General features: G+C 40.0%; 26 protein-coding genes, 4 pseudogenes and 1 other annotated feature. Of the genes and pseudogenes, 2 read left to right on the plus strand and 28 right to left on the minus strand.

Annotated features, from left to right (window positions below; translation table 11 throughout):
- Positions 1 to 92: 92 nt before the first annotated feature.
- The 7 genes and pseudogenes from tnpC to EXE29_RS17550 all read right to left on the minus strand — a co-directional run bounded on the left by tnpC (position 93) and on the right by EXE29_RS17550 (position 4,575).
- A complete protein-coding gene (gene tnpC, locus EXE29_RS15435; protein ID WP_120364988.1) occupies positions 93 to 1,739 on the minus strand; it encodes an IS66 family transposase in 1,647 nt (548 codons plus the stop codon).
- A 74-nt stretch (positions 1,740 to 1,813) separates the two neighbouring features.
- Positions 1,814 to 2,149, minus strand: a complete 336-nt coding sequence (gene tnpB, locus EXE29_RS15440) for an IS66 family insertion sequence element accessory protein TnpB (protein WP_000618091.1) — start codon at positions 2,147 to 2,149, stop codon at positions 1,814 to 1,816.
- Positions 2,146 to 2,529, minus strand: a complete 384-nt coding sequence (locus EXE29_RS15445; RefSeq protein WP_120364989.1) for a transposase — start codon at positions 2,527 to 2,529, stop codon at positions 2,146 to 2,148. The genes tnpB and EXE29_RS15445 overlap by 4 nt, the downstream gene beginning before the upstream one ends.
- Before the next feature lie 339 nt (positions 2,530 to 2,868).
- Positions 2,869 to 3,891, minus strand: coding sequence for a PDDEXK nuclease domain-containing protein (locus EXE29_RS15450; RefSeq protein WP_120364990.1), 1,023 nt, complete (start codon positions 3,889 to 3,891; stop codon positions 2,869 to 2,871).
- 122 nt (positions 3,892 to 4,013) lie between these two features.
- Positions 4,014 to 4,235: pseudogene (locus tag EXE29_RS15455) on the minus strand (magnesium chelatase domain-containing protein); the annotation flags it as partial.
- A 41-nt stretch (positions 4,236 to 4,276) separates the two neighbouring features.
- Positions 4,277 to 4,375 (minus strand): annotated as a pseudogene (locus EXE29_RS15460) (Fic family protein); the annotation flags it as partial.
- An 8-nt stretch (positions 4,376 to 4,383) separates the two neighbouring features.
- Positions 4,384 to 4,575, minus strand: a complete 192-nt coding sequence (locus tag EXE29_RS17550) for a hypothetical protein (protein WP_117008122.1) — start codon at positions 4,573 to 4,575, stop codon at positions 4,384 to 4,386.
- A 73-nt stretch (positions 4,576 to 4,648) separates the two neighbouring features.
- On the opposite strand from EXE29_RS17550, the pseudogene EXE29_RS15470 reads away from it, so the two are divergent.
- Positions 4,649 to 5,175 (plus strand): annotated as a pseudogene (locus tag EXE29_RS15470) (transposase); the annotation flags it as partial.
- Positions 4,924 to 5,040 (plus strand) — a sequence feature (AL1L pseudoknot). It overlaps the preceding pseudogene by 117 nt.
- A gap of 101 nt (positions 5,176 to 5,276) precedes the next feature.
- Here the strand turns inward: EXE29_RS15470 and EXE29_RS15475 are convergent.
- From EXE29_RS15475 to EXE29_RS15520, 11 genes and pseudogenes are all read right to left on the minus strand, one after another.
- Positions 5,277 to 5,912 (minus strand): ATP-binding cassette domain-containing protein, encoded by a 636-nt coding sequence (locus EXE29_RS15475; protein WP_117008123.1) that lies wholly within the window; start codon positions 5,910 to 5,912, stop codon positions 5,277 to 5,279.
- Complete coding sequence (modB, locus tag EXE29_RS15480) at positions 5,912 to 6,598, minus strand: molybdate ABC transporter permease subunit (protein ID WP_117008124.1); 687 nt, start codon at positions 6,596 to 6,598, stop codon at positions 5,912 to 5,914. Before modB ends, EXE29_RS15475 begins: the two co-directional genes overlap by 1 nt.
- A gap of 7 nt (positions 6,599 to 6,605) precedes the next feature.
- On the minus strand, positions 6,606 to 7,373 hold the full coding sequence (gene modA / locus EXE29_RS15485; RefSeq protein ID WP_117008125.1) for a molybdate ABC transporter substrate-binding protein: 768 nt from the start codon (positions 7,371 to 7,373) through the stop codon (positions 6,606 to 6,608).
- Positions 7,374 to 7,393: 20 nt separating this feature from the next.
- Positions 7,394 to 8,623 carry a molybdopterin molybdotransferase MoeA gene (locus tag EXE29_RS15490; protein ID WP_117008126.1) on the minus strand — a complete coding sequence of 410 codons (1,230 nt, stop codon included), beginning with the start codon at positions 8,621 to 8,623 and terminating at the stop codon, positions 7,394 to 7,396.
- Positions 8,623 to 9,564, minus strand: a complete 942-nt coding sequence (gene moaCB, locus EXE29_RS15495; RefSeq protein WP_265936315.1) for a bifunctional molybdenum cofactor biosynthesis protein MoaC/MoaB — start codon at positions 9,562 to 9,564, stop codon at positions 8,623 to 8,625. Before moaCB ends, EXE29_RS15490 begins: the two co-directional genes overlap by 1 nt.
- Before the next feature lie 28 nt (positions 9,565 to 9,592).
- Complete coding sequence (locus EXE29_RS15500; RefSeq protein ID WP_117008128.1) at positions 9,593 to 10,114, minus strand: molybdenum cofactor biosynthesis protein MoaE; 522 nt, start codon at positions 10,112 to 10,114, stop codon at positions 9,593 to 9,595.
- Between the two features lies 1 nt (position 10,115).
- Entirely contained in the window at positions 10,116 to 10,367 is a 252-nt protein-coding gene (locus EXE29_RS15505) for a MoaD/ThiS family protein (RefSeq protein ID WP_117008129.1), read from the minus strand.
- A gap of 1 nt (position 10,368) precedes the next feature.
- Positions 10,369 to 11,373, minus strand: coding sequence for a GTP 3',8-cyclase MoaA (moaA, locus tag EXE29_RS15510; protein WP_117008130.1), 1,005 nt, complete (start codon positions 11,371 to 11,373; stop codon positions 10,369 to 10,371).
- A gap of 116 nt (positions 11,374 to 11,489) precedes the next feature.
- Complete coding sequence (locus tag EXE29_RS15515; RefSeq protein ID WP_117008131.1) at positions 11,490 to 12,134, minus strand: NTP transferase domain-containing protein; 645 nt, start codon at positions 12,132 to 12,134, stop codon at positions 11,490 to 11,492.
- Positions 12,135 to 12,206: pseudogene (locus EXE29_RS17930) on the minus strand (hypothetical protein); the annotation flags it as partial. It abuts the gene before it with no gap.
- Between the two features lie 112 nt (positions 12,207 to 12,318).
- A complete protein-coding gene (locus EXE29_RS15520) occupies positions 12,319 to 16,212 on the minus strand; it encodes a molybdopterin-dependent oxidoreductase (RefSeq protein WP_120364991.1) in 3,894 nt (1,297 codons plus the stop codon).
- 120 nt (positions 16,213 to 16,332) lie between these two features.
- Between EXE29_RS15520 and EXE29_RS15525 the strand changes: the two genes are divergently transcribed.
- Positions 16,333 to 17,334 carry an AraC family transcriptional regulator gene (locus tag EXE29_RS15525; protein WP_117008133.1) on the plus strand — a complete coding sequence of 334 codons (1,002 nt, stop codon included), beginning with the start codon at positions 16,333 to 16,335 and terminating at the stop codon, positions 17,332 to 17,334.
- 336 nt (positions 17,335 to 17,670) lie between these two features.
- Here EXE29_RS15525 and EXE29_RS15530 read toward each other — a convergent pair whose 3' ends face one another.
- The 10 genes from EXE29_RS15530 to EXE29_RS15580 all read right to left on the minus strand — a co-directional run bounded on the left by EXE29_RS15530 (position 17,671) and on the right by EXE29_RS15580 (position 25,844).
- A complete protein-coding gene (locus tag EXE29_RS15530; RefSeq protein ID WP_120364992.1) occupies positions 17,671 to 17,901 on the minus strand; it encodes a helix-turn-helix transcriptional regulator in 231 nt (76 codons plus the stop codon).
- Positions 17,902 to 17,997: 96 nt separating this feature from the next.
- Positions 17,998 to 18,894 (minus strand): recombination directionality factor, encoded by an 897-nt coding sequence (locus EXE29_RS15535; protein ID WP_120364993.1) that lies wholly within the window; start codon positions 18,892 to 18,894, stop codon positions 17,998 to 18,000.
- A 220-nt stretch (positions 18,895 to 19,114) separates the two neighbouring features.
- Positions 19,115 to 20,266, minus strand: coding sequence for a YqaJ viral recombinase family nuclease (locus tag EXE29_RS15540; protein ID WP_120364994.1), 1,152 nt, complete (start codon positions 20,264 to 20,266; stop codon positions 19,115 to 19,117).
- A 129-nt stretch (positions 20,267 to 20,395) separates the two neighbouring features.
- The gene (locus EXE29_RS15545) at positions 20,396 to 21,448 is read right to left on the minus strand and encodes a DUF932 domain-containing protein (RefSeq protein WP_120364995.1); all 1,053 of its coding nucleotides are present in this window, start codon (positions 21,446 to 21,448) and stop codon (positions 20,396 to 20,398) included.
- Between the two features lie 111 nt (positions 21,449 to 21,559).
- Positions 21,560 to 21,859 (minus strand): hypothetical protein, encoded by a 300-nt coding sequence (locus EXE29_RS15550; protein ID WP_079548918.1) that lies wholly within the window; start codon positions 21,857 to 21,859, stop codon positions 21,560 to 21,562.
- 114 nt (positions 21,860 to 21,973) lie between these two features.
- Positions 21,974 to 22,354 (minus strand): hypothetical protein, encoded by a 381-nt coding sequence (locus EXE29_RS15555; protein ID WP_004692368.1) that lies wholly within the window; start codon positions 22,352 to 22,354, stop codon positions 21,974 to 21,976.
- An 11-nt stretch (positions 22,355 to 22,365) separates the two neighbouring features.
- Entirely contained in the window at positions 22,366 to 22,947 is a 582-nt protein-coding gene (locus EXE29_RS15560; RefSeq protein ID WP_120364996.1) for a hypothetical protein, read from the minus strand.
- 17 nt (positions 22,948 to 22,964) lie between these two features.
- A complete protein-coding gene (locus tag EXE29_RS15565) occupies positions 22,965 to 23,225 on the minus strand; it encodes a hypothetical protein (RefSeq protein WP_002058491.1) in 261 nt (86 codons plus the stop codon).
- Between the two features lie 603 nt (positions 23,226 to 23,828).
- Positions 23,829 to 24,800: a hypothetical protein gene (locus EXE29_RS15575; RefSeq protein ID WP_120364998.1), complete on the minus strand. Its 972-nt coding sequence runs from the start codon at positions 24,798 to 24,800 to the stop codon at positions 23,829 to 23,831.
- 42 nt (positions 24,801 to 24,842) lie between these two features.
- Positions 24,843 to 25,844 (minus strand): YagK/YfjJ domain-containing protein, encoded by a 1,002-nt coding sequence (locus tag EXE29_RS15580; RefSeq protein WP_120364997.1) that lies wholly within the window; start codon positions 25,842 to 25,844, stop codon positions 24,843 to 24,845.
- Positions 25,845 to 26,171 lie beyond the last annotated feature (327 nt).

Here is a 26,171-nt window from a genome sequence, read left to right on the forward strand (position 1 = left end):
GAATAGCTATGGATAAATCATCGAATCTTTAACGTTTAAATGTGTTCACTATCCGTTTATTTGTAAGCGTCCGCTGAATCCCATACCAATTTTTAATTCAATTTAGGTTTCCAGCAGTGTGGCAGTAACTCTTCAATCTGGGTCACTTTATGTGTCGGCAGCCTTTTCAGCACATCACTTAAATAGGCATACGGATCCAAGCCATTCAGCTTTGCTGACTGGATTAAAGTCATGATGTTTGCCGCTCGCTGACCACTGCGCAGCGAACCTGCAAACAGCCAGTTCTTGCGCCCCAACGCCCAGGGACGCATCTGATTCTCTACCCAATTATTGCATATCGGTAGATTGCCATCATCCAGATAGCGGCTTAAGGCTGGCCAACGCTTCAGAGTGTAATTGATGGCCTTGGCGGTGGGAGAACTCGATGGCACTGTCAGATGATGTTGGTTGAGCCATTCATATAGTTGTTGCATCACTGGTTGACTATGCTGTTGTCGGTATTCGCGGCGGTCTTCCGCTGTACCATCGGTCTTTTTCCTGAGCTCTGCTTCTATCGCATACAGTTTCTGAATCAGCACTAATGCCTGTTCAGCGACCTGACTTTTCCCAGTTACATGCAGTTCATGGAATTTACGACGTGCATGGGCCATGCAGCCCACCTCTATGACCTGGCCTGATTTAAAGCGTGCTTTATAACCACTGTAATCATCACAGACTAGATAACCCTGCCAGCCTTTCAAGAACTCTGCAGCATGCTGGCCTGAACGGCTATCTTGAAAGTCATAGATCACCGCCTGAACTGGATTGTACTGTGTAGTGGCATAGGCCCATACATAACCTTTCTTCGGTTTTTTATCATTCTCACCCATCCGCATGATGGTGACCGGTGTTTCATCTGCATGCAGCACCTGCTGTTGTAGTACCACCTCTTTTAAGGCATTGGCCAGAGGTTCCAGTTCTACACCGCAGCGACCTATCCAGTCAGATAAAGTTGATCTGGAAAGATCAACACCTGCGCGTAGAAAGATTTGACGTTGACGATATAGCGGTAAATGATCAGCGTATTTGGAAACCAGCACATGGCTGAGCAATTCAGGTGTAGCGATTCCTTTATCAATAACATACGCAGGCATCGCTTGTTGAGTCAGGATGTCACACTGATCACAGACCCATTTACCACGGATATGTTGTTCCTTATAGAACTGTGCCGGCCTGAAATTTAGTTTTTCACTGATATCTTCGCCGATACGACGCAATGTGCAGCCACAGCTGCATTGCGTTGAGGCAGGTTCGTGCTCAATACGGAGGGTTGGCAGGTGATCTGGCAGTGGTCGACGTTTAGGTTTGTTGACTGTGGCTTTCTGTGTCGCTGCATCGGTTTTATCTGCATTCAGCCGCTCCAGTTCCAGATCAACTGCTGCGATATCTTCTTCGACCGCTTCATCCCACAGATGGATTTGTTTTGCGGTTAGATGTTCGTTTTTACTGCCGAATTTGTGCTGTTTAAATAGTGCGAGTTCATGCTCGTATTTTTGATTGAGAATAGAAAGATGTTGAACTTTAGAATCTAATTGCTGATTGGTGACTTCAAGATGTTGAACTCTGGCATCTAATTGCTGATTTGATTGTTCCAGTTGTTGTTTAGATTGTGCCAGAGACTGATGCTGCATCGCCAACTGTCTGGTAAATTCCAGCAGTTGTTCATGGGTCAGTTGGCTTAAGTCAGGCAGCGTATTCATGACCGCAGTATGCCTGATGTCATGATGCAGATGAAATAGAACGTTTGGAGAATAGCAGAATGGACCAAGCTAGTTTAGAGCATTGTGACCACTTGCTGTCGTCCAATGCGCTGCCAAGGCAAACCTTGGATCAGTGCCTGTAACTGTTCCGGGCTGAGGGCCACGGTTTCACCTTGGTGAACTTGAGCCCAGTGAAATTTTCCCTGTTCCAGCCGCCGGGCACACAGCCAGATGCCCAGTCCATCATGTACCAGTACTTTCATGCGATGGCCACGTTTATTACAGAACAGGTAAGCACAATGCGGTTTGATGTAGCCAAAGGCTCTCACCACCTGAGCCATGGTCGTATCCATACCTGCACGCATGTCCATGGGCTGAGTAGACAACCAGATTTCATCAATGCGGATCATGTTGCAAGTGCCTTGAGTAATTCTGCCAAGGCAGGTATTTCTGATGTCTGCCATTTTAGCTGAATATCATTATTCGTATGAGGCACGGTGATACACAACGTGACCCTCTCATCAATAGGTTGGCTGATTGCAGCAGTGTAAGGCAAAGCAATAAATGCTGGATTCACATGAGTAGGATCCTGCACGGCACCCTCATGATGGCTGAAGATCCTGATCCAACGACTGACAAGGTTGGCATTAATACTATGTTGCAGTGCGACCGAAGCGATCGAGGTATTAGGATTTTTGCAGGCATTGACAATACTGAGTTTGAATTCTTTGCTGTATTTTCGGCGTTTTTTAGCAACAGGAGGTGTTGCTGAATATATATCCATGTTCATGGATTAAGTCCCCACTTGTTTTTAGGTGGGAACTAAATTAAGGCTTATAGGATCGCTTGGTAAGGCTGTATTAGCCGGATGCTTACGTTTATTTAAAATCATCAACAATAAAAAACCCCAATCTTTCGACTGGGGTTTTTAGAATTTGGCGGAAGCGGTGTTAGTCACATTAAAACAATAAGACATTGAAAAATAATAATAAATAAAATAAATATTCAGTTTTTTACTGCTATTTTTACTGCTTCAAAAATCCACCAACTCGTTTGTTCAATCCTTGTTCATTCTAAACTAAATTGCCGTGAATAGCCTGATAGCTATCTATTAAACATCACTTTCAGCTTACTCATCATCAATCAACTCAAATTTTTTTAATTCATTGGATACTAAAGTTTGCAGTTTATCTTTAGGTAATAGGAATTGATACTCAGCTACCCCGATAGGCTTACCTACATCCTGCAAGGCAATCTCGACATCTAAATGATCTTTATCAGCACAAAGAATTATGCCAATAGACTGATTTTCGTTTTCATCTTTTTCTAGCCTATCAAGCAACGATAGATATAGGTTCATTTTACCAACGTATTCCGCCTTAAAACCTCCTATCTTTAATTCAATCGCAACAAGGCTTCGCAAGCCACGATGAAAGAACAGCATATCTACAAAGTATTCTTTACCGTTATATTCCAATCGGTACTGATTACCAATAAAGGTAAATCCTTTACCAAGCTCCAATATGAAATATTTGATCTTCTCAATCAAACGTCTTTCTAGTTCCAGCTCCTTGATGGGTTCTGTGATTCCTAAAAATCCAAGATTGTATTGGTCGTGGAATATCTCATTGGCATAGTCTGCATGAGTTGCAGGAAGTGTGGTGTTAAAATTGTTCGATTTTAATTGTGTCTGGGTTTGACTATACATATCCATTTTGATGGCATTCAACAATAAATCCCTTGACCAATTTTTTTCAACGGTTTGTTGCATATACCAATGACGGACTTCTTTATCCTTGATTTTTTCCATTAATAAAATATTGTGCCCCCACGGCAATTTTGCAACAGGCTGTTGCAAAATTGAGGTTTCTGGATACTCCAAAGCAAAACGTAACATATAACCTAAGTTCCGTTCTGAAAAGCCTTTTAGGCTAGTAAATTCATGCTGTAAGTCTGCTGCTAGTCGTGGAATAACCTTTGCTGACCAGCCCTGCTGCTGCTGGCGTTCGGCTATCATTTTTCCTGTTTGCCAATAAAGCAATATCATTTCAGCATTTACAGCAAGGGCTGTTCGTAACCGTGTTTGTTGTATTGTATTTTTTATATCCTCTAACAATGATTGGTATGTTTCAATTGCTATTTCATTACTCATAAAAGAACCTAATCAGATCAGCATCTATCTTGGTAAATTTGGCATAACAACTTGATTCATTGCTTTATCCATGACGACATGAAAGCATAGCATAAGTTGAACTAAAGGATTTTTACTGTCGCTTAATTTACAACCAAAGCATCATTTTCAAAAACGGCCTGTAAGACTTGGTATAAATACTCCACAGCAATCACTTTTATAGAATCTATAGGCTGTTTGGGCTGATTCACTTTAGGTACGACTACAGTTTTAAATCCGTTCTTTTGTGCTTCCTTTATACGTTCCTGTGCATTGGGTACAGACCGAATCTCGCCAGACAAACCTACTTCACCAAACACAGCCAAGAGCGTGTAACCAAGTATTTTTAAAACTGTATTTACACAGAATTATTTACACCCTCGATTTGTTTTGTACTTAAAGTATTTCCTTCAATCGCAAGTGAACCTTTAATGGTACGGATACGATTGGCTTTCCTTAGTTTTATTTACAGTCTCACCACCTCTCTACTGTTATCTTCGCTATTGATCTCACTCCTGTATCAATATCATTTACCAAACCTAATGCACATTGATAATGTTCAGCACAAATTTTTCTAACTTCTGGATCTTCATCATTTATTAATTGAGTAGCACCCTCATAATATCGAGCACAAGCTTTGCGAATTTCTACCTCATGATCATTCACAAGTTCATCTACACAATCTATAGTGAACCGTACCGGGTTTGTCGGAGAGTCAATATTCTGAGAGACTACCCCGATGACAAAATTAAAATATACCCCTGAAATCAGTGAAAGAGCGGTTCAATTATTGATGGAATCTGAAAAAGATTATCCATCGAATTGGGCTGCGATCACAGTTATTGCTCCTAAAATCGGTTGTACTCCTGAAACACTACGTGTTTGGTATCAAAAATATTTAGATAAACAAAATCCAGTTAAAGTACAGCAACTTTCAGACCAAGAACGTATCAAACAACTCGAACGCGAAAATAAAGAACTGCAACGCGCCAATGAAATTCTACGTAAAGCAGCCGCTTTTTTCGCCCAGGCGGAGCTCGACCGCCCACACAAATAATGGTGGATTTCATCCATAACAATAAAGACTTATATGGTGTTGAAGCGATTTGTAGAATTTTACCGATTGCAGCTTCGACCTATTATCGGGCTTTAGATCTCGTTGATAACCCAGAACATCGAGCGAAACGTGCTCTGCATGATTTGCATCATGCTGAGGAGATTAAACGAATTTGGAAGGAAAGTTCAAGTCGGTATGGTGTAAGCAGATTCAGTTCCCCCCACAATTAAACATGGCTGACCCTTGAGTTTTAATGAAATTGGAAAAAATTCCATAAATTGTTCTACCCTTAGTCTGTATAGATTTTGGTTTAATGTAATTTCCCTTGATCCACATCCAATATTTCACCTTGCAAAAACTCAATTTCTTCAGGGTGATGCGTAACATAGAGCATTGGAATTTCTGTTTCTTCTTTGACAATTTTTAAAAAATCTAAAATTTGTTGTCTTAAGCGCAAATCCAGACCTGTTAAAGGCTCATCTAAAAGTATTAGTTGTGGTGAAGATAACAGTGCCCTTCCAATAGATACACGTTGTGCCTCTCCGCCTGAAAGTTGATGCGCTTTACGCTGTAATAAGGGCTTGAGTTCAAGTAAATTAACTATGTCATCTAACTCAAAATGTGATGTTTTGTGTTTCGCCCATTTATGTGCATATTTTAAATTTTGCAATACATTTAAATGTGCAAATAACAATGCTTGCTGAAATATTAAAGCTATATTACGACGATGCATTGGAACTAAAAGTTCTTTTTCTGCACTAAACAGCAACTGATCGTTTAATTGAATCAGACCATTTGAAGGTGTTAAAAGCCCTGCAATATTTTTTAAAATAGTACTTTTACCACTGCCTGAAGCACCAACAATTCCTTGAACTTGCTGTTGCATGCAAAAATCAACATCTAACACAAAATCGGGCAATTGATATTTGAATTGGCAAGTCAGCATCAAACACCCCCAAGCCTTTTTTGATAGCGCTGTAAAATAAAATAATTTGCCAACAGTGCTGTAAAGGCCAGAAGCATAGATAGCACCACAAGTCGCATGGCCATCACCTCGCCTTCTGGTTGTTGCAGCAATGTATAAATGGCGATGGGCACGGTACGAGTTTCTGAAGGAATATTCCCAACAAAAGTAATGGTTGCACCAAACTCACCAAGACTGCGACTAAAACATAAAATACTGCCAATCAATATTCCAGGAAGTGCAAGCGGTAAGCTAACACTCAGAAATACTTTATAAGGATGTACTCCTAGCGAACCTGCGACTTGTTCCAATTGCCGATTGATCATTTGAAAAGACAAGCGAATTGGTTGAACCATCAAAGGAAATGCCACAATAATTGATGCTAAAACTGCGCCTTTCCAGTTAAAGACCAAGCTAATTCCAAATTTCTGAAGAAATTGTCCAAATATTCCTTGCTGCCCAAACATAAGTAGTAAGAGATAACCTAAGACCACAGGAGGTAAAACCATTGGCATTTGCAGTAGAGCTTCACACAAGAATTTCAATTTAAACTCATAGCGTGCCAACACCCATGCTAGTCCAATAGCAAAAGGCAAAGAAATCACTGTGGCAAAACTGGCCACTTTGGCAGATAAATATATCGCACTGAGCTCTTCTGGACTTAACATGGCACGACTACCTCATTAAACCAAAGCCATAATGTTCAAATACTTTTTGACTGTCTATATGGTGAATAAGGTAGTTATAGAGGTGTATGGCTTCAGGATTTTTCTGCCCTTGACGTGTTAAGGCTAAGGGATAATGAATGGCTTGATGTGAATTTTTAGGTAATCTTCCTACAATGCTGACTTTTTTACTGATCAAGGCATCGGTACGATATACAATGCCAAGTTTGCATTCACCTCGCTCTACAAAGCTAAGCGCTGCACGTACATTATCTGTTTCTACCACCCGACCTTTTAAACTGTCCAACCAAGCATAATAAGTCAGGCTTTGTTTTGCATATTTACCCGCTGGTACGGACTGCATTTGTCCAGTACATAGATAACCATTCAACCAACGAGAAAATCTGAAGCTTTTATTGGGCTGAAATTTCCCTCGTGGTAACTCATTTTTGGGTGCAATCAATACCAAATCATTCCGTAACAAAGTCTTAGTCTGTTGAGCTTCAACTTTTTGTTGTTTTATCAAATAGTTCATCCAATCATTATCTGCAGAAAAGAATAAATCACTGGATGCGCCTGCCTGAATTTGCTTGGCTAACATTGATGATGATGCATAAACAGGAATCACCTTTCGTTCAGGGTGATGCTGTTGGTATTTTGCAATAATGTCGCCGACAGCATTATTCAGGCTCGATGCAGCATAAATTTTGACATCTGCCCACACGTGTGATGGCAAAATTAAGCTGAATAATAGAAAAGCAGTTAAAGCTTTTTTCATAGCATCTTCCGACCAAATATTTATGAAATCATCACACCTTGTACGCACGTACCTGCATCCAAAGTCATACCAGCAGGAATACGCACCAAACAATTGGCTTGCATTAAATTAGATAACATATGTGATTGTTGTTTTGCTAAGCTTGATACTCGGATTTCTCCATGCACAGTCATCATCTGCATACGTAAAAAACGTTCTCGTTGATCTGCTTTTATGGGATGTGTCAAACGTGCGGTGAACCAATTAATAGACTGTTTGTGCCCTTGTAAAGCATCTAGTAAAGTTGCGCCATAAATCTGCATTCCGACATAAACAGCAGCAGGATTACCAGGCAACCCCATCAAATAACATGGTAATTGTTGATTTCTAGCCAACTTGGCGAACAACATAGGTTTGCCTGGTTTTTGTTTGACTTTCCAAAATATCTGCTCAAAGCCAAGTTCCAAACTGACCGGTCGAATAAAATCATAATCCCCTACAGATACACCACCTGTAGTGAAAATCACATCATAGTCTTGAGCGAGTTGTGCAATTGTTGCTTTAACTTGCTCTTTTTCATCGGTTACATGAAACACCTCAACAGTTTGCTGACGATCAGCAAACCAAGCCCTGAGCATTGGGCCATTGGCGTCAAAAACCTGACCTGCTTGAAGTTCTGCTATTGAAGTTGTAATTTCATCACCTGTAATGATTACCGCAACTTTCGGATAAGCCCTAACCTCAACTTGCTCAATACCTAACATACTTAATGCAGCAATCGCCCCCACATGCAAACGCTGTCCTTGGTTTGCGACGCACTGCCCCAATTCAATTTCTTCCCCACGATGACGTATATCCACATCTAGATTTAATTCTTGAATCAATTGAATTTGAGTCTGACCATTACACTTTACGATTTCTTGGCGCGCTACCGTTGTCGTGCCATGCGGAATCTTGCCACCAGTAAAAATACGGACTGCTTGCCCCTGTTTAAGCGCTACATTTACGACTTGACCTGCACGAATTTCCCGTGTCAATTCAAAGTATTCATCTTGCTTAACTGAATGTGATGTACAAATGGCATATCCATCCACGGCACTTTGACTAAACAAGGGTAATTCGGTCGCTGAGAAGATATCTTTTGCCAAATAGCGATTTAACGCACTTTTTAAGGGCAAGACTTCACTTGGTAAAGATTTCACACTAGCGATCACTTTTGCTAAGGCTTGATCTACAGTAATTAACCCTTGTTCTGCACCACATCCTGACATTATTGATATCCTCCAACATGAGGAATATTTTTCTGCACATCAAATAGATGAACTAAAGCGGGTAAAATTGCTGTTAAGGACTCCAATGCCCCTTGACGACTGCCTGGTAGAGTAATTACAAGACTTTGATCAATATATCCTGCTACACCACGACTCAAGGCTGCATAAGGGGTACGGCGCTGCCCGAAATTACGTGAAGCTTCCATTAAGCCTGGTATTTCTCTTTTTAATAAAGGTTGAATAGTTTCAACTGTTAAATCTTTAGGCCCAAGCCCTGTACCACCTACCGTTACAATTAATGGATATTGATTTTTTTGTTGTTCAATCAAATTTAATAGCTGCTCTGGTGAATCAGGAATCACTTGATAATGAATATCTTTAAAATTTGCTTCTTCCAAAATCTCTAAAACATGTTGCCCTGCTGTATCCGGTTTTTTGCCTGCAGCAACCGTATCAGATAAAACAATAATTGATGCTGACAAACTTTCTTTTAACGCACGGGTAAAATGCGATTTTCCACCTTTTTTCTTTTGTAATTTAATCTGATCTAATAATAAATCTTCAGGTTCACAATGTGGTTTTAACATGTCATAGATGGTTAGTCCTGCCAAACTCACCGCAGTCAATGCCTCCATTTCCACCCCTGTTGGACCAATAGTTTCTACAGTTGCAATAATTTCAACGTAATTTTCTGCTAGTACATACTCCACATCTGCACGATAGATAGGCAAAGGATGACAAAGTGGAATAAGTTCATCAGTTTTTTTAGCCGCCAAAATACCAGCAATACGTGCAGTTTTTAGGGCATCGCCTTTTTCTGTATTACCTATTCTCAATAATTCAATACAATGTGCTGGCGCATGTAAAATGCCTGTAGCCACCGCGGTACGGTAACTGTCTGCTTTCATTCCGACATTTTTCATGACGCTTTTCCCTTTAATTACATTTCAAAATAATAATGACTGTTCTTTAAGCATGATGTTCATGCTGACAATGCGCATGTGAATGAACAATTTTTTTCTGATGTTGTTCAACTTCAGGCGAATGATCTTTCCGAATACAGCACCCCGCCACATATTGACTACTACCATCCATATAGAACTCTTCTTTCCATACAGGCACTTCATGCTTGACTCGTTCTACTGCTTCTTCACAGGCAGCAAAGGCTTCACGGCGATGCGGTGCATAAACCATGGCAATAATTGCAGTATCACCAATATCTAAATAGCCAATTCGATGAATCACCCGTACATAAGACACATCGTGTCTGGCTTGAATCTCTTGTTCAATTTCACGAATCATTTTTTCCGCTACAGGTGCGTAGGATGTATATCTCAGTGCTTTCACTGCTTTGCCTTCATGATGATTGCGGACAGTACCCACAAAAATTCCAATCCCGCCACATTCTGGGAAACACTGAATCGGATCAAAGGCATCGTGAGTTAAGAATGTATCCTGAATACGGTCAAAGTTTTTCAACTGTAATGACATCTCAACCTCCTGCCACAGGTGATAACAGCACCAAAGTCGTTGAATGTTCTATCGTATAATGGCGTGGCACAATATTTTCACCAATCGCACAGGCACATTGATCGAGTAATAGCTGACTTTTCGGGAATAACACAGCAAGTTCAGCAAATACATCACCAATCAGGATTTCTGGTTCACAATTCAGGCTAAATTGATATGGAATTAGGCGTTCAATTGCGCCAAAACTTTCAATTTTAATCTCGATAGTGGTCACGCTAACCTCCTAGCATATGCATGCTAATTTTTCGGGTTTGGGTATAGCGAAAAATCTCAGCATAACCGGATTTTTTCTGCCAAATATATTTTTGTAGTAATGCTAGAAGCTCAGTCGAATCTTGACTTTCAAGCTGTTGAATATAAGGTTTCAAAGCAATGCCTTGTGTAGCAAACAGGCATGTATAGAACTCACCTTTTGCTGTTAAACGAACACGGTCACAGCGACTACAAAACGAATGAGTAATGGTTGAAATAATTCCAAAAGAATGACCATTAGCAAGATATTGCCGAGCAGGATCAGCGCCTTGAGAACTTAAACAAGTGACATTGAAGTGTATTTTTAATGCAGCCAATATTTCAGCTTCACTCACCACATGTGCTGCATTCCAGTTTCGGTCACCATCCAACGGCATAAATTCAATAAATCTCAGAGTAATATTTTGCTCAATTGACCATTTAATTAGGTTTGAAATCTCATGATCGTTGACACCTTTAATTAACACACTATTGATTTTGATTGGTAAACCAACCGCTTTGGCTGCATTAATTCCAGATAGCACAGGCTCGATTGATTTTTGAGTTAATTGTTGAAACGTAGTCGGATTTAAACTATCTAAACTAATATTTAGATCATCTAAACCTGCTTGCTGAAGTGCCTGCGCATAATCTGATAGATAATGCCCGTTGGTCGTCAACGAAATACGTTTTAAACCCAAAGGACGCAATTTTTGTAAATCCCGAACAAAATGTACGACTCCTTGACGCATTAAAGGCTCACCACCTGTAATACGAATAAACTCAATGCCGTTTTCCACCATCAATCTGCAAAAAGTGAAAAGCTGCTCAAAACTCAGCAAGTCATGTTTTTTTTCCCATGTCGGATGCTCTGGCATGCAATAGATACACTTAAAATTACAGCGATCGGTCACTGAAATTCGAAGTTTGCGTTTTTGCCGACCATATTGATCAATCCAATATGCTTTTCTTTCATGAAGCTGCATCATATTTATCAACATCTCTGGGAATGGTTACACTACACCTAGGGTTTAAATTCTGTTTAATGCGTTTGACCCTGTGTAAACAGCAATAAATGTTCCAAATTTATACTCTCATAAATTTTTCAAATTTGAAGCGATTTTAGTTGTTTGTACTGTTGTAATTCGTCTAATGAATTAATGCTGTGCAACATTAAAGTTTCATCCTCAAAATCTGCTATCTGAGCAGACATTTTTGAAAAACATTGCTTTAAACTGCGCTGTTGTTGTGCAATAGATTCTTCAATTTGCGCCAAAGCACAGCGTTTAATTAAACACAAGGGATAAAGTGCAATGCCATTCATATTGGCATACACCACTTTTGCTGAAGAATCCTGTGCTAATGCTTGGTGCAACTTTTTAAGAAGTTGTTTTGGTATTTCAGTCACATCACAAGGTATGAATAAAACATAATCTGCACCAACATGTGACCATGCACTTTTGATTCCCATTAAGGGCCCTTGAAAACTTGTTTCATCATCCTGATAACATTGCACTTGAGGCACTAAAAGCCGATAAGTTGAATAATCACGATGACTATTAATCCAAATATCATTCACCTGAGACTTCAATTGCTGATAAATCTTGATGAGTTGAATTTGCTGATCAAAAGTTTGCAACAGTTTATTCACCCCATTCATTCGTCTAGCTTGCCCACCAGCTAAAATCACTAGATCCGTCTTTGGATATGTATATGAGTATTTCGAGTCTACAGTATCTTGTTTTGGCATCTACACACCCTCCGCCTGACAAGCTTTAATCAAGCCACGTATTTCAGGTAAACATGAACCACAATTACCACCCAAAATTTTAATCACATAAAGTTCAAAGCCAATCAAAGTACTGAAATACAGCATAAAAAACTTCAATGTGATTATCATCAACATTTCTGATAAAGCTATCTTCGAAAAAATACTAAAATATTTTTTGCAATTCAACAGGAATACCGTTGAGTGCCGCATTTCCCGATAAGGTATCAATAAAGTTATGGTCTGTAATATCATTTACACTGATACCAGGATTAGATGAAGCGATTGAGAGTTGCATACCTTTTCGATGATGTCCCCATCCATGCGGTAAGCTGACTACATTTGGCATAATATCTTCTGTGACAGCTATAGTAACTTTTAACGCACCAATCTCACTCGTAATATAGACTTGTTCTCCATGTTCAATACTATAAACATTTGCTGTTTGTGGATGTATAAACAAATCACAACGATTTTTACCTTTTACTAACCGTTGACTATTGTGCATCCATGAATTGTTTGTGCGCAAATCACGCCGACCAATTAGAGTCAATTTCTGCACATGTTCATGCCGTTTAATGTAATCCTGTAAACGATTCAAATCATTGACGAATTGTTGTGGAAATAAATTTATTTTTTTATCTTGGGTAAAAAGTTTATCTGGTAAACGAGGTTCAAGCGCTCCTAGATCTAGTCCATGTTTATATTGTTTGAGTTTCTCTAAAGTTAAGCCTTCGCCTGTAATATAGCTCTTCCAACCACCACCATAATAACCATTACGTAGTCCCATATCGACAATACGCTCAATCGTCATCAATTCCTTTAGCTTATGTTTTTGCTTCATTTTTAATTTAGAGAAAACTTTTTGTTTACCAGCTTTTAACTCTTCAATACGATTGGTCAAAACTGTATAGATTTGTGCATCAGAACGCATAAAACTTTTTTTCTTGAAGAGTGGTTCAGAGAATCTTGTCACATTTCGAACAGCTAAATTAGTAAAAACTAGATCATAAAGTGGATGCTCAAATGGTCCACATGGTGGAAGAATAATATCAGCATGTTTTGTAGTCTCATTAATATAAAAATCGATCGCGACCATAAACTCCAAATTAGCCAATGCTTGCTCCAAACGGATGCCATTGGGTGTTGAAATCACAGGATTGCCTGCCGTAACAACAAAAGCTTTGACCTGCCCCTCACCAGATGTAAGCATTTCATCAGCCAAAGTCGCAGATGGTAACTCACGATTAAACTCTGGTAATTTACGCACCCGACTGTAAAAACTTGCGAAACTGCCCCGACCCGCAATATCAGTCATATCTATCGCAGGTGTCGTAAACATCATCCCTCCTACACTGTCTAAATTCCCAGTAACAATATTGAGAAGCTGGATGAGCCAATGATTCAGAGCACCGAACTCTTGGGCTGCGATTCCCATTCGACCATAACATACAGATTTTTCTGCTGTTGCAAATTCCACAGCAATACGTTCTATTTCTGCGACAGGAATATGCGTTAGCTCTGAAATTTTGGTTAATGGAATTGTATTAACCAAAGATTCTATATCTTTGATATTTCCATTTAGTGGAAGCTTGGACTGAACATGAGCTAAGCCTTTAGAAAAAATGACTTGAATCAGTCCAAGTAGAAACAGTGCATCACTTCCAGGTTTAATAAAATGATGTTCACTCGCATATAAAGCTGTCTCAGTTCGACGAGGGTCAACTAAGACTAATTTACCACCACGTGCCTTAATACGTTCTAAACGCCCTAAGATATCGCCAGCCGTCATCAAACTACCATTCGATGCCGCAGGATTTGCCCCAAGCATTAGCATATAGTCTGTGCGATCAATATCAGGAATCGTAAAATTCATACTATGACCATACATCAAATATGAGGTCAACATATGTGGCATTTGGTCAAGGCTTGATGCCGTAAACATATTCTTTGAAGCAAGTGCTTTTTTAAAGGGGCCCATATTGATCATGACCTCAATATTATGCGAGGCGGGATTACCCCAATAAGCAGCTACAGCATCATTTCCATATTTTTTTTGAATCATGACAATTCGCTGTGCGACTTCTTCTAATGCCTCATCCCAATCAATATCAATCCACTGATCACCGATTCGCTTTTTCGGGGTTTTTAAACGATCTGGATCATTATGTAAATCCTGTAAGGCATATCCTTTAGGGCAAATATGCCCATCACTATGTTTATCATGCTGATCTCCTGCTATCGAAATAATCTTTTCACCTTGATACTCAACAACAATGCCACACATTGCCTCACAAAGTGTACAAGTACGATAGTGTGTCTGAATCGGTTGAGATGAATCATAGTTTTTTACAGATACCACATTTTCATTCTCAGAAGTTGCTTTAGCGATTAGTGCTTGATTTGCTGATTTAACATGCATCATTTCCTCTATATCAATTAACTTACGACGAGGACGACCAACAGAAAGGCCTAACTTCATCTCATGGATATCTAATGCAATCCAATCAGAAAATGTGAAAAAATGAACGCCTTTTTGACTCAAATATTTTTTAAGTGAAATGGGTTCATCAATCTTCGAATCAGTATTTTTTTCATCTAAATCAGCCACAAGTGTTTTAACAGTATTCACAGCACATTGCTTATTTGTACCAATTACACCACTCGCACCACGCTTAATCCAACCTGCAACATATTCCTTTTCCGAAAGGCTATCATTTGCCAGCAATGCTCTGCCTTCACGATGAACTATCGTACCGCGCATTGCATCAAATTTTAGACCCAATATAGATTTGCCTTGATAACCCGTTGCACTAATGATTACACCTGTTTCCAGTGTTTTACTTTCACCTGTGGCTTCCACGGCAATATTTTGTTCAGAATCTAAAGTGACTTTATTAATCCCAACTTTTAAACCTTGAATACCTTGATCAGTGTGAATGACCTCTTCCGGATTAGCATTAAAAATGAATTGAATGGTTTTTTCTGCTTTAACTTCTCGTTTTAGAATACTGCGCAGCAAAGCCACATTTTCCTTCGCTTCACTATTTTCGGGCAAATCCAAGAAGGCTTCTGTTGCTTGATCCAATGCCAGATCCAGGGGATTAACCTTAAGGTCAATTCCAGAATGGTTGATCAATTGTCGTAATTCTTTAGGTGTAAATGCCGCTTGAGCAGGTCCCTTTCGAGCAATCACATTCACTGTTTGAATGCGACTTTTAACGATCATTTGTAAAGCATGATCAGCAATATCTGTTTTATGTAGCTCCTCTTCAGGTAAACAAACAATACGTGCAATATCAAGTGCAACATTTCCCATACCAATAATAGACATACTGCTACAGTTTAAGTTTGGTGCAAGGAACGCTTGTTCAGGGTGACCATTATACCAGCCAACAAATTCAGCCGAACCATAAATCCCCAAGGCTGAAGCACCTTGAATAGTTAATGCTTTGCTTGCTGACCCGCCCGTTGTATAAATAATTGCATCATAGTTTCTAAGCAAAGTTTCCCTATCAATATCTTTACCAACTTCTACATTACCGTAGAATTTAAGATTAGGGTTCTTTTTGACAAGCTGAGCAAAGTTTCCTGAAACAGATTTTATATCAGGGTGATCAGGTGCCACACCAAAGCGAACTAGACCAAACGGTGTTGGAAGCTTTTCTATTAAATCAATATATGCGCCAGGATATTGTTTAAGTAACGCTTCACTGGCAAAGAAACCAGAAGGACCTGCCCCCACAACAGCAAACCGTTTATGAGATACAATCATGTCTTGAGTCTTTTGCGTACTTTCAGTTTTACGTTCGGTAATAATAGGGTGGCGTTTCGACTCAATAGCATTGATTTGAATATATTCAATTTGGTCTTCTGGAACGGATGACTCTGGGTAAATGGCACGTGTAGGACATTCGGTTAAGCAAGCATTACAACTGATGCAAACATCTGGGTCGATATAGAGCATATTATCGCCCTCACGAAATGCATTTACGGGGCAAACATCAACACAGTTTGTGTATTTAGCGCCACTACATGCACCAGTAATTACATATGCCATTTTCCAATACCTACCATCACCCTTTAGACCACTAAAATATTAATGCAGTAGAAAATACGTGTATTGACAAAATTTAGGCTATTTGTCATTTTGTGCCAAAGACACGGTCAAAAGATAAATATGTCAAAAAACTTTGTTTCATCTAGCTTTCTAAATACTTTACTCGTCTATTTGGAATCCAATGACTATGACGATATCGAACTTATTTCAAAAATAGAACAATTCAAAGAACGTTATCAGTGGCGGATGCCGAGAGAGGATTTTCTTCATTTACTGACTTTAATCAAAGCTCGTTATAATCAACCTGCTTTAGGCTTTAGAATTGGTCGTGGATTAAAACCAGAACACTTTGGGGTAGTTGGATATATGGGAGTTTCCTGTTCAAGTTTAGGGCAAGCTTTACGCCGTTATCACCATCACCAACTATTAGTCGATTCAACACTCAACACATCATTTGAAACAACGAACACACAAATTACGATACGATGGTGGCAGAATGATCCAACAGCACGTGGTATTTGGGGTGAATTTGGAGTCATGGTTTTTATTAATTTCTATCAAGCACTCATTGGGCGTGATATACCTCCTGAATACGTAGAACTCCCCTATAAACCTGATGGAGATCCCAAAATCTATGAAATCCTTTCAGGTTGTCCTGTTAAATTTGAAACAGATACTGTAGGAATTACTTTACCTAGATCATTATATTCAATGAAAATAAGTACAAGTGACCCCTATCTTCGTAGTTTATATGATAGACAAGCAACAGCACTTCTTCATGACTTTTCTGAAAGAAATGATTTCCTTTCCTTAGTGAAACAAGCAATTAAAGAGGGTTTACAGGATGAGCAAGATAAAGCAGAAGATATTGCAAAAAAATTAGGCTTATCACTACGAACCTTTTACAGACGTTTAGACGAACAAGGCTTTCGTTATCGTGCCTTACTAGCAGATACACGTTTTGTCTTAGCTAAAACTTATCTTCAAGATAAAACTCTATCACTTTCAGAAATATCATTGATGCTCGGCTATGCTGAACAAAGTGCTTTTACTAGAGCATTCATAAGTTGGGGAGGTTTGTCTCCTTCGACATATCGTAATAGCTATTATGGCGTAAAATAAAAATCATATTTTATATTCAAAAGTATATTAGATAAGTTTTAAGATTCAAGCCATATACTGAGTTTTTCTATCTTAGATTAAGTTAGTTTCAGCATCAGATATGAAACACTTATCACACATTAAGCTACGCCTAGGCTGAGATCATGTGCAAATATAGAGGACCAAGTACAAAAAATAAAAGCAAAAAAAATGGAGGCATATAGCCTCCTAAGTATCCACCTAAATTCAATAAATTTAAAACTTGCATCAATTACCATAATCCTGCCTACATATCTTAAACATGGATTAAGTAATTGGTTGAGTATTGTAGCTTACGTCTAAACAACTCTTCATCTCTTACCGACTAGCCATCTTAGACTCAATCCATTGATTGATTTCCCAAGCAGACCAACCAATGCGTTTTTGTGTAATCTTTACCTTTTTGGGAAAAGTAGGATCATAATAAGGGGAGTTTTCATCCATCATTTCATAGATAGTAGAACGGCAAACGCCTGTAAACTCTATAACTTGATTTAGACTAATGAATTGATTCATCTGAAAAGTTTGACCTGTGATCGACGCATTCATGATGATTTCTCCTAATCATTGATGCGAGCGCGTATTCGCTCAGATGATAGGTCAGTCCAGTAAAATTTTACGCAGTCCAATGTTGTCTAAGCCCTGCTAGTTCAAAGACTGTACAGACTGCTGCAAACCTTTTTGAATATCTTGAACATGAGTAAAATTATGAAATTGTTCATGTTGTTGTGGCTTAGATTCATCATTGTAAAACTCCTCAACAATATCCAACCCTTCCTCACCGCCCACCTCAAAGCTGGTATTGCCATAACCTTGCCGCGCCACATGATCTAATGCTTCCTGATAAAACCCTGCTGCCTTGCTTTGTTCACTGATTTGCTTGGCATTGCTAATCGCTTCCTGCAAATGAATCCCATCACGTAAAGTTAAGTCCACGTAATAGATTGGATTACGGTAGCTTTGTGTCGTACTCTTACCTCTTAAAGTCAGTTGCAATGGTAGACATGAAAGTAAATCACTCGATGCAGCATGGTAGTAACGCAGCCGAGCAGCTAAGGTTCGGATACTATTAAAACCTGTGGTTCTAAAGATGAATGTCCCTAACTCATCCGACTCATCTAAATTCACATAGAGTCTGCCATAGGGTTTGCACAGTCCACCTTGTGCCAACGGACATAAATCAGGGGATGGGCACGGATGTTGTTCAATGCCATTTTGTCCAAGTCGCTGACAAGTTTCACCATTGCCTGAACAGATTAAGCGTCCAGTTTGTCGGTCAAACAGATTGTACTCTGCCCTTAAATTTAGTTCAGGATCGTTAAAGATCATTCGCACTGGAATGGTTCTGAGTTTTTGGTTCGGTGCTTTGGCTCGTAGTTGTTCATCCAAGGGGTGCTTAATCCACCCATCTTTTCCTTGGATTTGGCTCGTAATCGTAAATTGGTCATCCTTTTCAGGGACACGTTTACCATTCTTTTCCACGATCTTGCCGATACTGATACGACCTAAAACGGGTGGTGTAATTGCGAGACCTTTGATCATAATGTATCCTCTATGGAGTTTAAAAGTTCAGCCATAAAAAACCCTACGTTCCCAGAGGACGTAGGGTTTCTTAATCTTAGTTAGTTGTTTGTGTGGTCTATTGAGACAAGATGTTGAAATATAAAAGCACGGTTAAAACCATGCTTTCAAATGAATGACTTTAATACTATTGGTCATACTTTCCTTATTGTTAACTTTGACACTGTGGATAAAGAATGAGTTATCCACCATTCGGGTAAATCTGAAAACGCCGTGTTCCTACTTTAGTTTGTGGGAACTGCTGTAGATATTCAGGATGCTGTTTAAGAAGCGATTTACTGTCTAGACTGATTGAGTCTTGTGACTTCTTCCACGTCACTGAGCCACCTGTAAACACGGCACGTTCTGCATCTTTCATCAACATTTGTAGTTGATGTTTTAATTCATCGAAATACTGTTGGTGTTGTTCAACTTTATGCCGCTCCTCAAGTAATTGATTAAAGAGATAGTTGGCTTGTTCATTTTGGCTGAGGTCTTCTACAGTTAGAGGAATCTGCTCTGGATAAAGTTGTTGCAAGGCTCTTGCAGCGGAATCAGAAGCATCGACACTCGGTGGAATACCTGATTCAACACATTGCCAGAAGTGACGTTCCGCATTGATGATGTGCTGAATCACCGTTTCATTTCTTGTCACTTTATAGATTTTGGTTTCATGTCCACAGATCAAGGTACAGATATGTGCAGCCTGTTTACCTGTTACCGCCAATTGATGTTGGACTTGGCACAGTACATACAGCGGTACGCCATCCCGCCAAAGCTTTGCACCATATTCCCCTACGGTTTTACATTCTAGAATCTGCACTTCATCGCTACCGACCACGGCATAATCCAAATTCGCCAACATAAAGTGTTTATCTTCATCAGGATGTTGTAGCACGGCATTAACTCGACGGACTTTATGGTTGGTATGCATGCTGTAGTATTCAGCCACCAAGGGTTCAAGTTGTTTACCCCAATAAAGTGGTGCATAGCCTGCACTTTCATCTTCGATGTTTTGTTGCATGCGTCCTGTTTTGATCATCCAGAGTTCGAGCATCGACATATAGGGATTCAGTCCACAGGCCGTTGCAGCATCACTGCTGCCAATCCCTTGCTTTCTGACTTCAAGCCATTGTTGGTAATTCAATTGTTTAGTATTGGCAAGACGTTTAGCTGCGGTTGTTTTGCTTTTGCGAGGCTGTTTAGTTTGAGCATGATTGGATGGATGACGTTTGCTTCGGGTGCCTACCTCGACCTGTTGAGTTGGTGGGTTTTGGTTTGGATTAAGCTGAGGTACATAAGGCAATAAAGGTGGATGGTTTAAACTGTTCTGAATATGGGTATGACTCTGCATGGTGTATTGATCCTATCGTTATGAAATATGTAAAAGCTGAATTTCAGGCATAAAAAAAGCCACATCTGAGGAATGTGGCGAAGGGTGTTATTGCTTAGGCTAATATGGCTTGCTTAACTGAAACTGAATTTATGCCAGCATTCTGAGCGCTTGTTCTAAGCCACGTTGTTTAATCGCAGCCCCTGCTCCGAACCATGCTGAATCGAGTCGATGATCGGTACTCATGGCGCGACGTTCATGGTCACAGAACTCTGTAATGCTGCACAGTAATCCATAAGCGGTATCCTTAGATGAACTCAGTTCTGCCCCTCGACCATGTCCATTAAACATGGTCATGACTTTGGACATCGCTCGTCCATTCGGTTCAGTCTTGTTATCTGCTTTGAGGGTTGGGTTGTGTTGATGTGACATTGCAGCATTGCGGTAGTACTGAATAATACTGTCCTCCTGCTCTGCAATGCTCAGACTGGTGTTGTTAAATACCGCATCGAAATAAGCAGCGGCTTCTTGTTGAGTGACTTTACGTTGACTCAGTTGTTTCATTTCATACATGTGGTCGTACCATGTTTTCACTGAAATACCGAGTTGATCTTTGACTTTGTCGGCATCAAACTTAGTACTGTGCGGTACTTTGACCACGCCTGCATTGGAACTCTGCCCTCGTAAGGCAATCGCTAAGGTGTTATTGCACACCACACGGATATTGGTGAATTGTGCGGTGGTGGCTAAAGTACCATCACATGCGGTTGCTAGCAGAACATAGCCATTGCTGACATCCCCACCTTTCAATTCTGCAGTTTGTCCTGTACGTGCCAAAGCCCAGAACTTTTTCCCACCTTTTAGGACACCTGCGGTTTCCAGTTCAAAGCCTGATTGCTCAGTCAGATCACGGTAGAATTCCAGAATTTCCATCGGTTGGACTTCTTGATAACGCTGACTCACCACCGATAAAGGAGCATGGGTATCTGAACGGTACAGTACCCGTTGTTCTTCATACGGCATGATGATGCTTTGTCCACGTGAGTTTTGAGCCATGTAGCTGACATTGGATGATTCAATGCGCCAATCCATACCTGCTTGCTTGGCCCAGACTTCAATCGGTTGGTTTGGGCTAAGTTGATTGCCTAGACCATGCCACGGGGTTTGTCCGACATACGCCATTTGTTCAATTTGATGTGCCATTTTGATTATTCCTTAAATAAAAGTGAAAGATGTAAAGATGCAGAAATGTGCTGTAAGGGTTTAAACAATCCATCTATTCAAAGATGTAACCGTGTAAAGTCAGAGATGCGATTACGGCACCCATGCAAACGTTTGTTGGCAATCCAAACAGAGATACTGCTCGGCATTGCTGTAATATTTTTCATAGCAGTACTGACTGACAATAACCAATACACCACCCACCACAACACCGATGGCTGCGCCTGTAAAAGGCGGGAATCCTGCCTTTTTGGCAAGCTGCATGCCGAACAGCGCCATCTGTGTCGGTGAAATACAGCGTTGCAGTTGTTCGAAATAGTTGGCGTTTGCATGACTTGAATCAGTCTGTCTGACATGGGTGGACTGACAATAGGGGCATTGAATTAAGGACATTGAATATTCCTTGTTAAATGAATTGAGTACGAAAAGCTGAATTGAGGGCATAAAAAAAACCGTGCCCATTGAGGACACGGTTTGATTTAAATTTTACTTTGGCGAGGAGAGTCGCTATTGAAAGCTATAGCTTGCAGTGCCTTTATCTGTTTCGACATCAACCTGCACCACATTACTGTAGCTACAGTCTGTTAATTTCAGTCTTAAACGTTGCCCCATCTTAAAATGCTGCGGATATTCCAATGATCGACGATAGCCTTCATAACGGCATTGTCCATGATTGACAGAAACATCGCTGACATCGATAGGCTCTGCACTGTTAGAACGGATCGTTAATACTGTAGCGGATTGATTTTGGGCATACCAGTTACTGGTATCAATTACATCGAGTTCGACCGTAAACGTGTTTGGATCAAGGCCAGCATTACAGCCACTCAACATGATGCCTGTCGTTGTAGTCACTGCGAGGAGTAAGGGTTTTAAAAGTTGCTTCATCAAGTTCATCCTTAGCAGTAGTTATAGCTCACGCCATAATCGCCTGTATTTAAATCAATGCTGGCCAAATGGATTTCACAGTCTGTGCCGTTATCAAATTTATAGACGTAGTAGCGATTACCCGCTTGCTCCGACTCCAGTGCGCCATGTTCTTGCAAGCTAAAGTCTTGCATTGATTTGCCTGTATCTTTTGCGGCTTTGGCAAAGATATAGCGCTGATACTTGTCTATATTGTCCTGCTCAAATTCAGGCAGTTCATCATAAGGCAGCATCGACAGTAAGGTATCCACCGCCTTAAGGTTTTGATCAAACTCAAAACTCAGCAATTCAGGTTCATGATCTGATGGACTCAGACGCTTGCTTCCCGTGGTCAATTCTTTGACATCGATCCCATCCACTTCTGCCGCTGCAATCACAGTGGATACTGCTTCTGAACTGGCGGATTCTAAAGGTTGTGCAGAGCTGACCTCAGAAGTACTGGCTGGAACCGTTTTTTCAGTTGTGTGTTTAGGGCTAAAGAAGTAGAAGCCTGCGATGCTGATCAAGGTCAGGGCTAAGATTGCCGCCAAGCCCAATATGGTTTTTTGGGTCATTTGAATGTTCCCCTCATTTAGTTGGGCACAGTGACTTGACCATTCTGCGCATTAAAGTGAACAAAGCGTGGACAACCACCTTGAAAGTTCACCGTGAAATTACGCCAACCACGGTTGCCAGGATTGGTTTTATAAAGACATTGATAAACCCCACCGCCTGTATGACGTGCTTGAACAAGGTAGGATTCACTGGCTTGTGCAAACCAGCCTGCCTGCGCCAATGATGCGCCTGCAAGTAGTGATGAAATCAGGGTCGTTTTTAGGAAAGTTTTAAACATCATCATTTTCTCTTCTTTATAGGCATCACTGGTCTTGGTCTTAATCAGACACAGTGTTCCCCATGTCATAAATGCTGGAATGAATATCTATGTTTTTTTTTGAAGTGTTATAGACGATAAAGCACACAAATCTATGCCCTTCAAAACAGCATGAGAGATTCATCTTCATATCGGTAATATGTACTTGAAAAAGTTTTATTCTTAGAAAGTCATGGACACAGCTATGCATTGACTGCACGGCATCAGGTCTAATCACCCAACGGCACAAACATGAAAAAAGAGAAATATAAAAGACGGTCTTGATGTAAGCGCATGGCGTACTCCTTGTGTGAAAGAGTTCTACCAGAATCACTGTCAATTGATGGTGGCAGAACGAGAAAGGGTTGACAGACTGACACACAAGAATCAGCACGCACAAGGCGTCCCTCCCTCGCCCTACCGCAACGGAGGAGGAACGAACGAGTTCGCCACCAAAAAATTACTTTCTTGATGTGCTTGTGTGTAAACGGTCTGTCAAAACCGACTGACGATGTAGGTCAGCAGGCTAAGGATAATCTGCACGGGGTAGAGCGTCAAGCAAGTACAGGAATGTAATATGAATTTTTAGCGTCGTACGGGTGCACCGTGAAACCATTTAAAACCTTTAGGATAAACACATATCCTATTGGCTAAACCTTCGCTACTGGTTTCTCGATCAGGCATCTCGTCTAAAGCACTTAAAGGGTCTAAAGCTTGATCCAGAGCATTCCTTTGAATAATCAGTTGATATTCGTCTTCATGTTGATATTGCCGAAAATCTACCAGTGGACAAAACGAAATCCCCCTATATTGAGTTACCCTTTTCCAGCAAATATCTATTTCTCGACTATACGCTGAAGGTTCAGCACACAATAAGGGATCAAGGGTCAGAAAGAATTTCACAACATAGCGTTGATCAACCCGAATAACCTGATAAAACGTAAATACGACTTGGGCGTTATACCAAGAGAGTTGTTTGAGCTGCTTTTGAAAATGATAAAACAGCTTATTCCAATCTGAGATATTAACGTATTGATTGTGGAGTCCTTCTAGATTTAATTCAAATTTCAAATCAACAGCATTGGGATATATTTTACTCACCGTACAATAGGATTCACGAATTTTGTCGATCTGCTTCGTGTAATACTGATTATACTGTTGGAGTTGTTCTAAAAAGCTTGCACTTTTAAACAGCTTATTCAGTCGCTTCAAAATTTTATCAATATGTGCAGATGCTTGATCATTATAATGAGCAGCTGTGGTAGCACTCTCCATTGTAAAATAGGGAACACCTGCTTCCAGTAATACACTGCTATAAGCACGATAAAAAGCATCTACCCAAAATGTAAACTTGTACTGCCCTCCATAAGCCACCATCAGAATACGCCAATCATCTAAGTAGCTCATCAGTGCTTGTTTTAACTCCTGATTTAAAGCATTTTGATAATCGTTGAACTCCATACCTTCTGGAACCCGCTCAAACTTGAGTCGTTTGTAATGCTCAATCATGTTTTGTTCTAAGCGTACAGCTACAAACTCTAATGCTAAATTACTCATGTGTTGTCCTATGAATGAATTGATTTCATAGAACTGGCACATTCATAATTTTTTAAACCAAACCTCCTCTTCCAGCTTTGCTAAAGCAGTCTGCGCATTCCATTCTTTGATTCTTCTATTTTCTTCTGTATCAGGTATCGGGCGACCGTGATGCTGATAATCTCCTTTATAAAAAGTTCTACGTCCTTGTGGTTTAACCAATAACGTCTGCCTGTATTTTTCAGGATCACTGAGATATGCAATAGTTTTTAAAGCATTATTGCCTTGATCAGGCTCTGTACGACGAATCACCCCAATCCCCAAAGTACCTTGATCGTAATAATTCTTTTTGTTTTCTGTCGTATTGTTATTCCATCCATAGCCTTTCCCAAGCGTGATCTCCTGCCATTTTTCAATCACCCATTTAGCAATATTATAATCGTTGCGATATTTGGATTCATTAATAACGAATGCTAGATGCACATGAAAGCCTTTGGTTATTCCATGCTCCAGCGCAATCGCATAAGTCAAAAGTGCATCAAAATATCCATTCTTATCCGTAATCAAATCACGTAGTTTTCCGATATGCTGATAGAAGTCATGTATAGTAATGTCTTTCAGACAATCTCTGGCATAGTATAAATCCACCCTGATCACCAATACTTCATGATGAGCTTTAATTGCACCTTCGAACTCCTCAAGTAACGCTACTCGATTCAATTCTTTCCGTCTTGTAAAGCTTTTGATCTCCTCACGTATTAGCCCTCGATGCGCATGCAGGATTCGTCTTAATGCCTTAATTTCGCCTATAGACAACCCTGATAGATATTTACCAAAGCTAAGCATTCCACGCTGGCTATCGACATGTTCTGTGACTGCAATAAACGCCCTAATCGATGCTGCGTACTCAATCCCTTCTTGTTTAAACGCTTCAAATGCACACCATAAGTATTCTAGGTTGAAAATGAACGCTTCATTCGGCATATCAAAATTAAGACATACATCCACAAAGGTATGAATGGCATACATCACCCCTGCCTGATCATCTAAATCGGATTGCAACACGTTGAACTTCCTTAACTATGATTAACGTCATAGTTAAGCAATCGAGTTATTTTTTTAAATGAAGTCCTTATCTAGAGTAAGCTCGAGTCATCCAATATGCACATGTATCGAATAGTGATCTCATCCTGCATTGATTATTGATCAGTCATATCATCCATATTGGGATATCCATTCAGGTATGTAAGATATACCTCATTGTTCTTGTTATGTGTATGATTAGTAGTGATTGTATTGATATATCTCGTATTTATAGTTCTATTATCTATCTTAGTATCTATAGTAATAGTATATATTACCGTCTTTGTCCAAGAGCAATAACAATAGCCC

This window comes from Acinetobacter sp. WCHAc060006 (assembly GCF_004209135.1).
Classification (GTDB): domain Bacteria; phylum Pseudomonadota; class Gammaproteobacteria; order Pseudomonadales; family Moraxellaceae; genus Acinetobacter; species Acinetobacter cumulans.